At 65.3% G+C, this 11,977-nt stretch carries 10 protein-coding genes; 7 read left to right on the top strand and 3 right to left on the bottom strand.

The window, feature by feature from the left end; genetic code table 11:
* Positions 1-20: 20 nt before the first annotated feature.
* From catA to CAG18_RS02705, 7 genes are all read left to right on the top strand, one after another.
* Positions 21-935 (top strand): catechol 1,2-dioxygenase, encoded by a 915-nt coding sequence (gene catA / locus CAG18_RS02735; RefSeq protein ID WP_054573262.1) that lies wholly within the window; start codon positions 21-23, stop codon positions 933-935.
* A 131-nt stretch (positions 936-1,066) separates the two neighbouring features.
* On the top strand, positions 1,067-2,266 hold the full coding sequence (locus tag CAG18_RS02730) for a benzoate/H(+) symporter BenE family transporter (protein ID WP_015270379.1): 1,200 nt from the start codon (positions 1,067-1,069) through the stop codon (positions 2,264-2,266).
* Between the two features lie 54 nt (positions 2,267-2,320).
* The gene (locus CAG18_RS02725) at positions 2,321-3,571 is read left to right on the top strand and encodes an OprD family porin (RefSeq protein ID WP_085720230.1); all 1,251 of its coding nucleotides are present in this window, start codon (positions 2,321-2,323) and stop codon (positions 3,569-3,571) included.
* A 252-nt stretch (positions 3,572-3,823) separates the two neighbouring features.
* The gene (locus tag CAG18_RS02720) at positions 3,824-4,900 is read left to right on the top strand and encodes a metal-dependent hydrolase (RefSeq protein ID WP_085720228.1); all 1,077 of its coding nucleotides are present in this window, start codon (positions 3,824-3,826) and stop codon (positions 4,898-4,900) included.
* A gap of 3 nt (positions 4,901-4,903) precedes the next feature.
* A complete protein-coding gene (locus tag CAG18_RS02715; protein ID WP_085720226.1) occupies positions 4,904-5,596 on the top strand; it encodes a TraX family protein in 693 nt (230 codons plus the stop codon).
* A 77-nt stretch (positions 5,597-5,673) separates the two neighbouring features.
* Positions 5,674-6,585, top strand: coding sequence for a LysR family transcriptional regulator (locus tag CAG18_RS02710; RefSeq protein WP_085720224.1), 912 nt, complete (start codon positions 5,674-5,676; stop codon positions 6,583-6,585).
* Between the two features lie 100 nt (positions 6,586-6,685).
* Positions 6,686-7,666 carry an LLM class flavin-dependent oxidoreductase gene (locus CAG18_RS02705; protein ID WP_015270374.1) on the top strand — a complete coding sequence of 327 codons (981 nt, stop codon included), beginning with the start codon at positions 6,686-6,688 and terminating at the stop codon, positions 7,664-7,666.
* Between the two features lie 115 nt (positions 7,667-7,781).
* On the opposite strand, the gene CAG18_RS02700 is transcribed toward CAG18_RS02705, so the two are convergent.
* The 3 genes from CAG18_RS02700 to CAG18_RS02690 all read right to left on the bottom strand — a co-directional run bounded on the left by CAG18_RS02700 (position 7,782) and on the right by CAG18_RS02690 (position 11,911).
* On the bottom strand, positions 7,782-8,792 hold the full coding sequence (locus CAG18_RS02700) for an aldo/keto reductase (RefSeq protein ID WP_015270373.1): 1,011 nt from the start codon (positions 8,790-8,792) through the stop codon (positions 7,782-7,784).
* A 71-nt stretch (positions 8,793-8,863) separates the two neighbouring features.
* The gene (locus CAG18_RS02695; protein ID WP_085720222.1) at positions 8,864-10,384 is read right to left on the bottom strand and encodes an FAD-dependent oxidoreductase; all 1,521 of its coding nucleotides are present in this window, start codon (positions 10,382-10,384) and stop codon (positions 8,864-8,866) included.
* A gap of 198 nt (positions 10,385-10,582) precedes the next feature.
* The gene (locus tag CAG18_RS02690; RefSeq protein ID WP_015270371.1) at positions 10,583-11,911 is read right to left on the bottom strand and encodes an MFS transporter; all 1,329 of its coding nucleotides are present in this window, start codon (positions 11,909-11,911) and stop codon (positions 10,583-10,585) included.
* Between the last annotated feature and the right edge of the window lie 66 nt (positions 11,912-11,977).

The following is an 11,977-nucleotide window of genomic DNA, read 5'->3' as shown; positions in this document are numbered from 1 at the left end:
ACAACATGAGGTAAACCACCATGACCGTGAAAATTTCCCACACTGCCGAGGTACAGCAGTTCTTCGAAGAGGCCGCAGGCTTTGGCAACGATGCCGGCAGCCCGCGCCTTAAGCGCATCGTGCAACGCGTGCTGCAAGACACCGCGCGGCTGATCGAAGACCTGGACATCAGCGAAGACGAGTTCTGGCATGCCGTCGACTACCTCAACCGCCTGGGTGGCCGCGGCGAGGCCGGGTTGCTGGTGGCTGGGTTGGGCATCGAGCACTTCCTAGACCTGCTGCAGGATGCCAAGGACCAGCAAGCAGGCCTTGTCGGCGGTACTCCACGCACCATCGAAGGCCCGCTGTACGTGGCCGGCGCGCCGATCGCCGAAGGTGAAGTACGCATGGATGACGGTAGCGAGGAGGGCGTGGCCACGCCGATGTACCTCGAGGGCCAGGTGCTCGACCCACAAGGGCGGCCGTTGCCTGGGGCCACGGTCGACCTGTGGCATGCCAATACCCGTGGCACCTATTCGTTCTTCGACCAGAGCCAGTCCGAGTACAACCTGCGCCGACGCATCATCACCGATGGCGAAGGCCGCTACCGCGCGCGCTCCATCGTGCCGTCCGGGTATGGCTGCGATCCACAGGGGCCGACCCAGGAGTGCCTGGACCTGCTGGGCCGTCACGGCCAGCGTCCGGCGCATGTGCACTTCTTTATCTCGGCACCGGGGTACCGACACCTGACCACGCAGATCAACCTGGCCGGAGACAAGTACCTGTGGGATGACTTTGCCTATGCCACGCGGGATGGGCTGGTGGGCGAGGTGGTGTTCGTCGAGGGCGAGGCGGGGCGACATGCCGAGTTGAAATTCGACTTCCAGTTGCAGCAGGCCCGGGGCGGTGCCAATGAGCAGCGCAGTGGGCGGCCGCGGGCTTTGCAAGAGGCCTGAGGCCTTATCGCCGGCAAGCCAGCTCCCACAGGATCACCACAGGGCTGAAACCAGTGGGATCCCTGTGGGAGCTGGCTTGCCGGCGATCAAGGGCGCAGCCCTTGCCATACATCACCGATGCGAGAGGTGCCATGAAAACCCTGATCAAGGACAGTTCACTGTCCGCCATCGTCGCCGGCTGCATCGCCACGATGATCTCCTACGCAGGCCCCTTGGTGATCATCTTCCACGCCGCAGAAGCTGCCGGCCTGTCCCATCGGCAACTGTCCTCCTGGGTCTGGGCAGTGTCCATGGGCAGTGCCGTACTCGGCGCGCTGCTCAGCCTGCGCTACCGGGTGCCGGTGGTGATCGCCTGGTCGATCCCTGGCTCGGCGCTGCTGGTCACCGCCTTGCCGCAACTGGGCCTGGAACAGGCCGTTGGCGCCTACCTGGTAGCCAACCTGTTCCTGCTGCTGATCGGCATCAGCGGGGCCTTCGACCGCATCATCGCGCGCCTGCCGGGCTCCATCGCCGCCGGCATGCAGGCCGGCATCCTGTTCAGCTTCGGCATCGAGGTGTTCCGCGCCTTGCCGGTGCAACCGCTGCTGGTACTGGCAATGTTCGTCACCTACGTGCTGATGCGACGGGTGCAGCCGCGCTACGCCGTGGCGGCGGTGCTGTGCGTGGGCACGCTGGTGACCGTGGCCAGCGGGGCGTTTCGCAGCGAGGCCTTGGTGCTGGAGCTGGCGTCGCCGCAGTGGGTCACCCCGCAGTTCAGCCTGGCAGCGGTATTCAGCCTGGCACTGCCGCTGGTGCTGGTGGCCCTTACCGGGCAGTTCATGCCGGGCATGGCAGTACTGCGCAACGCCGGCTACCCCACGCCGGCCAGCCCGATCATCAGCGCTAGCGCCCTGGCCGGTGCCGCGCTGGCGCCGTTCGGTTGCCACGGGCTGAACCTGGCGGCGGTCACCGCCAGCCTGTGCACCGGGCATGAGGCCCATGAAAACCCACGGCGGCGCTATGTCGCGGCGGTGGCTGGCAGTGCGCTGTACCTGCTGCTGGGGATCGCCGGGGCCACGCTGATGTCGCTGTTTGCAGCATTCCCCGCCGCCCTGATCGCCGCCCTGGCCGGGCTGGCCCTGTATGGCGCCATCAGCGAAGCCCTGGCCCGCAGCCTGGCGGAACCAACCGAGCGCGATGCCGGGCTGTTCACCTTCCTGGTCACCGCTTCGGGGGTGGCCTTCCTGGGCCTGTCGGCAGCCTTCTGGGGCCTGCTGTTCGGCCTGCTGAGCCATGGGTTGCTGAGGCTGCGCCAGCCACGTGCCCGGGAGGTGCTGCGCCGTACCCCATGAACCGCCGTGCTTCCAACGCTTTACCCATAAAAACAAGATCAAGAGAGCTTCGGAATGAACCACACCCCTTGCGTCGCCCTGGGCCTGACTTTGCTCAGCCAACCGTTGCTGGCCGCCGAAGGCGGCTTCTTCGAAGATTCGAAGGCCACCCTGAGTGCCCGTAACTACTACTTCAGCCGCGACTTCTCCGACATCGTCGGGGCAAACCGGCAGTCCAAGGCCGAGGAGTGGGCCCAGGGCTTCATCCTCGACTTCAAGTCGGGCTACACCCCGGGCACGGTCGGCTTTGGCATTGATGCCCTGGGCCTGCTGGGCATCAAGCTCGACAGCAGCCCAGACCGCACCAACACCGGGTTGCTGCCGGTGCACGGCGATGGCCGCGCCGCCGACGAATACAGCCGCATGGCGCCCACCTTCAAGGCCCGGCTGTCCAAAACCGAATTGCGCGTCGGCGAACTGCAACCCAACCTGCCGGTGCTGACCTTCAGCGACATCCGCCTGTTGCCACCGACCTACCAGGGCGCCAGCCTTAGCTCGGCGGAAATCGACGGCCTGACCGTGCAGGCCGGGCACCTGGCAAGCACCCACCTGCGCAACGAAGGCGGTGACGGCAAGATGAACGCCATGCTCGGCCATGTGCCGATCCGCCAGGTAGAAAGCGACGCCTTCAACTACCTGGGCGGTGACTATGCGTTCAATGCCAACCAGAGCAGCGTCAGCCTGTGGTATGGGCAGCTTGAGGACATTTACGAACAGGGCTTTGTCGGCCTCAAGCACAGCAAGCCCCTGGGCAACTGGGTGCTCAGTGCCAACCTGGGGTATTTCACCGCGCGCGAGGACGGCGATGCGTTGCTCGGCAACATCGACAACCAGGCGTTCTTTTCGATGTTCACTGCCCGGCATGGCGGGCACAGCTTACATGTCGGCTACCAGGGCATTTATGGCGACAGCCCTTTCCCACGGATGTTCGCCAACATCTCGCCGCTGGGTAACGAAGTACCGACCTATGAGTTCGCCTACACCGACGAACGCTCGTACCAGGTGCGCTACGACTACAACTTCGCGGCCATGGGCGTGCCGGGGCTGACAGCGACCGTGCGCTACATCACGGGTAACAATGTCGACACCGGGCTGGGTTATGAAGGGCGCGACCGCGAGCGCGACCTGGACATCGGTTATGCGGTGCAGGGCGGTGTGCTGAAGGGGCTGGGGATCCGGGTGCGCAATGCCATGGCCCGGTCCAACTACCGCAGCGACATCGACGAGAACCGCTTGACGCTGGTGTACACCTGGCAGTTGTTCTGAATCATCCATAGAGGCATGTGCAAACCCGGTGGGAGCAGCTGTCTTATGTTGCCTGCACTGACCTCATCGCCGGCAAGCCAGCTCCCACAGGGATAGCGCATACCTTGAGCTCAACGCGGTCGGGGTGGGAGCTGGCTTGCCGGCGATGAGGCCAGTGCAGGCAGCCCGTTACAGATGCACCTTCAAGAGGAATTGCGCATTGGGCCCGGATGAAGTTAGCTTCCGGAAACCTCCCTTTCAGGAATGCCACCCTTGGACTCCATCACCCAGGCCGTACTCGGCGCGGCCTTGCAAGGTACCGTGCTTGGCCGCATCCAGGGCCGCCGCTCACTGTTGTATGGTGCGGCGCTGGGCACGCTTCCCGACCTGGACGTGATCATCCGCTACGCCGACCCGGTGTCGCAGATGACCTACCACCGCGGCTTTTCTCATTCCTTGTTCGTGCTCACCGGGCTGGCCTTGCTGCTGGCCTGGCTGGTCAACAAATGCTGGCCAGGCAAAGGCTATACCTTGCCCAGGCTGTTCCTGGCGTTCTGGCTGGTGCTGGTCACCCACCCGTTGCTCGACGCCTTCACGGTCTACGGCACGCAATTGTTCTGGCCCTTGCAGGCCACCCCGGAAAGCTGGGCGGCGGTGTTCATCATCGACCCGGTCTACACCGTGCCGCTGCTGGCCGCGGTGATCTACGCAAGCATCAAGGGGCTGACAAGCAAGGCGGTGCAGCTAATGACCTTGGCCTTGCTCTTCAGCGCAGCCTACCTGGGGTTCGGCCTGGCCGGACGCATGGCGGCCGAGCAGCGGTTCCAGGCTGCCCTCGACCGCCAAGGCATCGCCGTCAGCCAGGTGCGTGCCGTGCCAATAGCGTTCAACAGCCTGGTCTGGCGGGTGCTGGCCAAGACCCCGGATGGCGATTACTACGAGGGCATCAGCAGCGGGTTCGACCAGCACCCGCCAGAAATGCAACGTTTGCCGCGTAATCTTCAACTGGCGCAAGCGCTGGCCGGGCACCCGTTGCACCAGCGCCTGCGCTGGTTCACCGACGACTGGCTGCGCTACGACCAGGTCGGCGATGCGCTGGTGGTCAGCGACCTGCGCATGGGTATCCCGGGTAACTACACGTTCCGCTTCAACATGGCCCACCGAGACAGCCAGGGGCACTGGATTGCCGATGTGCCGTCGCTGTGGGAGGGTGCCGGGCCAGGGGCGGCGTTCAATGGCGACGACCTGGTGCTGATCTGGCGACGGATCGTCGAGCAGCAGCCACCTTTGCCGCTGGCCGCCTGGACCGATCGCTACCTGGGGCCTGCCACAGTCGAGCGCGGGCGCTGAGGCGTGCGTTCAGCCGGGCTGGACCTGGTCAAGTGGACGGCGATGCTGACCATGGTCGCCGACCACCTGCGTTTCCTGTGGCCTGCTGCCGATGGCCTGTTCGTGGTTGGCCGGTTGGCGTTTCCACTGTTTTGCCTGGCGATTGCGGTGAATGTGGCGCGCACCAGGTGCGGGACGCTCTATACCCGCGGCAACCTGCGTTATCTGGGGCTGATGCTGGTGTTCGCGGTGCTGTCGGAACCTGCGTACCGTTGGCTGGACAGTGGTTCGTCAACGTTCAGTGTGATGCCGACCCTGGTGTTGGGGTTGCTGGTTGCCTGGGGTGTGCATCATCCGTTGATTTCAGCGCGCGTGCTTGGCTTTGCCGGTCTGCTTGCAGGGTGGCTGTTCAGCGAACAGCTGATGTACGGGCTGCCGGGGGTGATGCTGCCGGGCGCCTGGTTGATGGCTCGGCGCAAGGAAGGGGCGGCCTGGTTGTTGCCCTGCCTGTTGGCCATGGGGGGGAACCTGACCAACAGTTGGTTGCAGGAGCATCTGTTGGCGCCGTTTACCGTGCTAACGCTGATGGCCGCGGCCTTGGCGATTCCGCTCGGGTGGTCGTTGCTGCGTCAGGAGGGTTGGCGGGTGCCTGCGGTGGGGCGTTGGGGTTACCTGTTCTATCCGGTGCATTTAGTGGTGATCAAGGTCTTCGCTTGATCGCTCTCGACAGTCCTGCTTGCATTTCACAAATCCATACCTATCTAAACCAGCCGCACCAGACTCAGGAACCACCCATGGAACCCAACCGCTTCGGCGACATCGCCGCCTTCGTCAGCGCCGCGAAGGCTGGCAGTTTTACCGCCGCCGCCGCCACCTTGGGCCTGACGCGCTCGGCGGTGGGCAAGAGCATCGCTCGCCTGGAGGCGCGCATGGCCGTGCGCTTGCTCAACCGCACCACGCGCAAGCTGAGCCTGACCGACGAGGGCCTGGTGGCCTATGAACGCTGGCGGCAGATTCTGGATGACCTGGACGAGGTGGAAAGCACTATGGCCCAGCGCCGTGGCAAGCCCACCGGCACCCTGCGCCTGACAGCACCCCTGTCGTTCGGCCAGCGCCATGTGCTGCCGATTCTCGACCGCTACCTGAAGCAGTGGCCCGAGCTGCGCGCGGATATACGCTTCACCGACCGTTTCGTCGACCTGGTCGAGGAGGGTATCGACGTTGCGGTGCGTATCGGTGTGCCGAAGGAAGACTCGCAACTCTTGACCCGTACGGTGGCCTGGCAGCAGTTCGTCACCTGCGCCTCGCCCGCATACCTGGACGCACGCGGCGTACCACAGGTGCCCGGCGACCTCTACGGCCATGACAAGATCGCCTTCCTGGCCGGCGAAAAGGTCATGCCGTGGCGCTTTCATACCGAAGCGGGGCTGCACCTGTGCGAAGACCCCGGGCGGCTGAACATCGACAGCTCCGAGGCGATGCTCGCCGGCGCCCGGGCGGGTTTCGGGCTGATTCACCTGCCCACCTACATCACCGGCGACGACCTGCGCGCCGGCACCCTGGTGGAGGTGCTGCAAGCCTATCGGCCGCCAGCGGACCCGATTCGCATCGTCTACCCAAGCAAGCGCCACCTGTCGCCACGGGTACGCGGCTTCATCGACCTGCTGGTAGCCAGCTGGGAACCGGGCGTGCCCTGGGAAGACTGATTGGGGAATGGCAGGCCCCTATGCCGGGCCTGAAGCCGGGTTTATCACTGGCTGCGCAGCAGGGAAACTGGCAGTCACTGATAATCCCTGTGGAGACCCCATGACTGCACTGTCCGTACTGGACCTGGTCATGATCGGCGAAGGCAAGACCTTCGCCGACGCGATCGAAGAGTCCCGCCAACTGGCGCGCCATGTCGAGCAACAGCACTACAGCCGCTACTGGATCGCCGAGCACCACGACATGCCGGGCATCGGCTCGGCCGCCACGTCACTGGTCATCAACGAAATCGCCAACGCCACCCGGCATATCCGCGTCGGCGCCGGTGGCATCATGCTGCCCAACCACGCGCCGCTGGTGGTGGCCGAGCAGTTCGGTACGCTCGACACCCTGCACCCTGGCCGCATCGATCTGGGCCTCGGCCGTGCGCCGGGCAGTTCCGGGCCTACCGTGCGCGCCTTGCGTGGTGCTGCGCCAGAGCGCGACTTCAGCCAGGACATCGCCGAGCTGCGTGACTACCTGGCCGACAACGGCCAGCGCCGCGTGCGCGGCGTGCCGGGCAAGCATGACATCCCGGTGTGGATCCTCGGCTCCAGCCTGTTCGGCGCCGACCTGGCAGCGAAACTGGGCCTGCCCTATGCCTTCGCCTCGCACTTTGCCCCGCGCTACCTGCTGCAGGCCATTGCCCATTACCGGGCCAACTTCCAGCCTTCGGCACAACTGGCCAAGCCGTATGTGATGGTGGGCATGAACCTGTTCGCCGCCGACAGCGATGCCGAGGCGGATTATCTGGCCAGCTCCCATCGCAAGTGGATGCTGGACTTGCACGTCGGGCGCGTCGGCCTGTTGCCCAAGCCGCAGGAGGGCTATGTCGAGAGCCTGCCGGACCATGAACGCGAGGTACTTGAGCAGGTGATGGCCTGCACCGTGGCCGGCGGGCCGGACCGGGTAAGGGAAGGGTTGCGCACGCTGATCGAGCAGACCGGTGCGGATGAACTGATGATCGACTGCCGCATCCACGACCCGCTGGCGCGGCAGCGTTCGCATGCCTATGCCGCGCAGGCCCTGGCGCAGCTGGGTTAAAGCTACCGGCCTCTTCGCGGGTGAACCCGCTCCCACAGCGGTTGCACAGGCCCTGGAGTCATGGGCAATCCTGTAGGAGCGGGTTTACCCGCGAAGAGGCAGAACAGGAGAGCGATCAGCTACGGGCCAACCGCCCACTCACATAATGCGCCACATCATTGAACCCCGGCGTCGAGGCATGCCCCGGCGTGACCAGCGAATCAATGAACGCTTCATCCTCCGCGGTAATCTTCACCGCCAGCGCCCCGCCATAGGTATCCCACTGTTCTTCGGTCCGCGGCCCGACAATCGCCGAACTGACCAGCCGATTGTTCAGTACCCAGGCAATCGCGAATTCGACGATACCCACGCCCTTGGCTTGCACATAGGCCTGGATCTGCCGGGCAATGGCCAACGACTCCTGCCGCCATTCCACCTCCATGATGCGCTTGTCCTGGCGCCCGGCACGGCTACCGGCATCCGGTACCGCCCCCGGCGCATACTTGCCGCTGAGCACGCCCCGCGCGAGCGGGCTGAATGGCACCACGCCCAGACCATGGGCGGCCGCAGCGGTGAGCTGCTCCGGTTCGGCCTGGCGATTGACGATGTTGTACAGCGGCTGGCTCACCACCGGCCTGGGCACGCCCAGGCGCTCAGCAATGTGGCAGGCCTCGGCGATGCGCCAGCCGCGGAAGTTGGACACGCCCCAGTAGCGGATCTTGCCTTGGCGCAGCAGGTCGCCGATGGCCTGCACGGTTTCCTCCAGCGGCACCTTGTGGTCTTCGCGGTGCAGGTAGTAGATGTCCAGGTAGTCCATGTCCATGCGCGTCAGCGTGGCATCGAGGGCATTGAAGATGTGCTTGCGCGACAGGCCGCTGCGGTTGGGAAGGCCATCGGCCGGGCCAAAGCCGACCTTGCTGGCCACGATCCAGTCATGGCGATGACGGGCCACCGCTTCGCCGACGATTTCCTCCGCACGCCCGGCGTTGTAAACGTCTGCGGTGTCGATGAAGTTGATGCCCTGGTCCCAGGCCTTGTCGATGATGCGCAGGGCGTCTTCGGTGCTGGTTTGCTCGCCGAACATCATGCTGCCCAGGGTAAGGGCGGAAACCTGCAGGCCACTGTGGCCGAGGGGGCGGTAGATCATGCGCTTGGGTCCTTGTGCAGTCGGCAGATCTACCCGTTTTACACACAACCGGGGCGCAATGAAAGGCAGCTTCAGCCGATCAGCGCCAAGGCCTCCTGCAAGGTCAACGGGCGCTTCAGGCGTTGCGACAGCGTCGCCATGGCATCGGAATAGCCCTTGGCGATAACTGCCTCGACCCGCTCATCCACGCATTGCAAGGCAATGAAGTCGCCTTTTTCCGGCTCGCCGACGAACTCGATACGGTTCCAGTCCCGCGCGTGGCCCAGTACTTCGTAGGTGCGGCCGTGCTGGTAGGTCCAGAAGAACGGTACGTCGGCGTAGCGGCGCTGCTCGCCGAGCATGTTGGCCGCGGCGATCACCCCATGTTGCTGGGCCAGCCGCCAGTGTTCGATACGCACCGGGCGCCCGCTGAGGGGGAAGGTGGCGATATCCCCCGCGGCCCACAGGCCATCTGCAGCGCGCATTTCAGCGTCCACTTGCACCGACTTGTCCTCGGTCAGCAGCACGCCCTGAATGAACGCGGTCGCAGGTCTTACCCCGGTACCCAGCAGCACCAATGGCGTCTGTAGCCGCTCACCGTTGGCCAGCAGCACGGCCTCGACCTTGCCCTGGCCCTCGATCCGTTCGACCTCGGTAGGGCCGTGGAAGGTGACCCCCTTGCGTTCGTGCAACTCGCGGATGCTACGGCCAATGCGCTCGCCCAATTGCCGGGCCAGGGGGACCTCATGGCGGGTGATCAGGTGCACCTGCACGCCGTACTTGCGCAAGGCCGACGCGGCTTCCAGGCCGATGAAGCCATCGCCGACGATCACTGCCGGCTGGCCGGGCTCGGCAGCATCCAGCAGGTGCGCGGCATCCTCCCGTGAACGCAGGGTGAATACCCCAGGCAGGTCGACGCCCGGGATATCGGGCCGCAGCGCCTTGCCGCCGGTGGCCAGCAGGCAGGCGTCATAGTCGATCTGCTGGCCGTCGGCCAGGGTGACCTGGCGTTTCTGGGTGTTCAGTGTGCGCACCTTGCCATGCTTGCGCTCCAGCTGGCCCTTGCGCAGGGCGTCGGCGTCAAGCAGGGCCGGCACTTCATCGGGCGGCATCTGCCCGGCGATCACGAATTTGCTCAGGGAAGTACGATCGTAGGCTGGTTGGCGCTCCTGATCGATCCAGACCAGGCGGCCGGCAAAGCCATGGGCCAGCAGGGTGGACACTGCGGCACTGCCCGCGGCACCAGCGCCGACTACCACGAAACAGCGGGCGTCGCTGTGGCGGGGCGGCTCGGTTCTGGGCAGGGGTTGGTCGTCGACCCAGACCTCGTCGCCCTTGACCCAGGTTTTGTAGCGACGCAGGTCGGCCAGGGCCGGCGGCTCGCAGACCGCGCCCTCGTCCACGGCGAACGCGGCCTTGTGCCAGGGGCATACCAGCAGGCCGCCGCACACCACGCCTTCATTGAGTGGCGCGCCTTCGTGGGGGCAGTTGCCCTGGTAGGCGTGCACCTGGTCGCCCTGGCGGATGAGGATGATCTCCTCGCTGCCGGCCTGGACGCGCAGGGGGCGGTGTTCGTCGAGTTGGGCCAGGCGAGCCACGGCGTGCTGGGTCATGGGGGTTCTCCAAAGGGACCTTTGGAACCATTTGACGCCTGGGCTGGGGAGGGGATGCGTTGAGCTGACGATCGGTGGAGGGTATGGATTTTATGTGGCCTGGGCTGGCCTCTTCGCGGGCCTGCCCGCTCCCACAGGGATACCACAGCGTTTGAGCTTGTGGTGATCCTGTGGGAGCGGGCGAGCCCGCGAATGGGTTCAACTGGCCCTTGCAGTACTCAGCGCACCAGCCCGGGTAACCCGCAAGGCCACCAGGCTACCCAGCACGATCAACGCCGCCAGCGAATACAGCGCAGCATCGGTCGAGCCGGTCTGGTCCTTGATGAAACCGACCAGGTACGGGCTGAGGAAGCCGGCCATCTGGCCCACCGAGTTGATGATCGCCAGGCCCGCGACAGCCGCGCCGGCGCTGAGCAGCGCGGTGGGCATCGGCCAGAACATCGGCAGGCCGGTGAGCGCGCCCATGGTGGCGATCGACAGACCGAGGATGGCAATGGTCGGGTTGCCGGCGAAGTTCACCGCGATCAGCAGGCCGATGGCGCCCATCAGCATCGGCACCACAAGATGCCAGCGGCGTTCGTTGCGCAGGTCGGCAGAACGCCCGCAGAGGATCATGAACACGCCGGCCAGCAGGTACGGGATGGCGCTTAGCCAGCCGATCAGCAGCGGGTTGTCGAAGCCCATGTTCTTGATGATCGACGGCAGCCAGAAGTTGATCGCATACACACCGCTCTGGATGCAGAAGTAGACAAAGCCGAAGGTCCAGATCAGCGGGTTGGTCAGCACGGCGAGCACGCCGTCGCCGGTGGTGCTCGGCTTGCTGGCGGCATCGGCGTCCAGGTCGGCGGCGATCAGCTGACGTTCGGCCGGGCTCAGCCAGGCGGCTTTCTGGTAGCCGTCACTAAGCAGGAACACCGCCAGTACACCCAGGGCAACGGTCGGCAGGCCCTGGATCAGGAACATCCATTGCCAGCCGGCCAGGCCGTGCTGGCCGGCGGCGAAGTGTTGGAGGATCCAGCCGGAGAACGGCCCGCCGAGCAGGCCCGATACCGGGATAGCCGACATGAACAGCGCCATGATGCGGCCGCGGCGGGCCGCCGGGAACCAGCGCGAAAGGTACAGCACCACGCCCGGGAAGAAGCCGGCTTCGGCGGCGCCGGTCAACAGGCGCAAGGCGTAGAACTCGGTGGGCGTGGTGACGAACAGCAGGCAGGTGGAGAGGCTGCCCCAGGCGATCATCATCAGCGCGATCCAGCGCCGCGGGCCGAAGCGGTTGAGCGCCAGGTTGCTCGGCAGGCCGCAGAGCACATAGCCGATGAAGAAGATGCCGGCGCCAAGGCCGTACACCGTTTCGCTGAACTTCAGGGCGTCGAGCATCTGCAGCTTGGCAAAGCCGACGTTGACGCGGTCCAGGTAGTTGAACAGGTAGCAGATGAAAATGAACGGAATCAGCCGCAGGGTGATGCGCCGGTACAGCGCGTTGCGGGTGGTGTCCGTGCCTTGGTCAGGGGCGGGGCTGTATGCCATGATCGGGTTCTCTGTTGTTATGGTTGTCGCCGCGTCGCCTGTTCCGGCGCTCGCCCTGACGAGTCT

Source organism: Pseudomonas sp. B22(2017) (genome assembly GCF_002113105.1).
Taxonomy (GTDB): Bacteria; Pseudomonadota; Gammaproteobacteria; order Pseudomonadales; family Pseudomonadaceae; genus Aquipseudomonas; species Aquipseudomonas asiatica.
This window is presented reverse-complemented; position numbering and strand designations above follow the sequence as displayed.

Bases quoted from the DNA above. Each gene is read 5' to 3' on its own strand.
- CAG18_RS02725 (WP_085720230.1), top strand. From the start codon at position 2,321: ATGAACCACACCCCTTGCGTCGCCCTGGGCCTGACTTTGCTCAGCCAA.
- CAG18_RS02705 (WP_015270374.1), top strand. From the start codon at position 6,686: ATGACTGCACTGTCCGTACTGGACCTGGTCATGATCGGCGAAGGCAAG.
- catA (WP_054573262.1), top strand. From the start codon at position 21: ATGACCGTGAAAATTTCCCACACTGCCGAGGTACAGCAGTTCTTCGAA.
- CAG18_RS02730 (WP_015270379.1), top strand. From the start codon at position 1,067: ATGAAAACCCTGATCAAGGACAGTTCACTGTCCGCCATCGTCGCCGGC.
- CAG18_RS02700 (WP_015270373.1), bottom strand. From the start codon at position 8,792: ATGATCTACCGCCCCCTCGGCCACAGTGGCCTGCAGGTTTCCGCCCTT.
- CAG18_RS02710 (WP_085720224.1), top strand. From the start codon at position 5,674: ATGGAACCCAACCGCTTCGGCGACATCGCCGCCTTCGTCAGCGCCGCG.
- CAG18_RS02695 (WP_085720222.1), bottom strand. From the start codon at position 10,384: ATGACCCAGCACGCCGTGGCTCGCCTGGCCCAACTCGACGAACACCGC.
- CAG18_RS02690 (WP_015270371.1), bottom strand. From the start codon at position 11,911: ATGGCATACAGCCCCGCCCCTGACCAAGGCACGGACACCACCCGCAAC.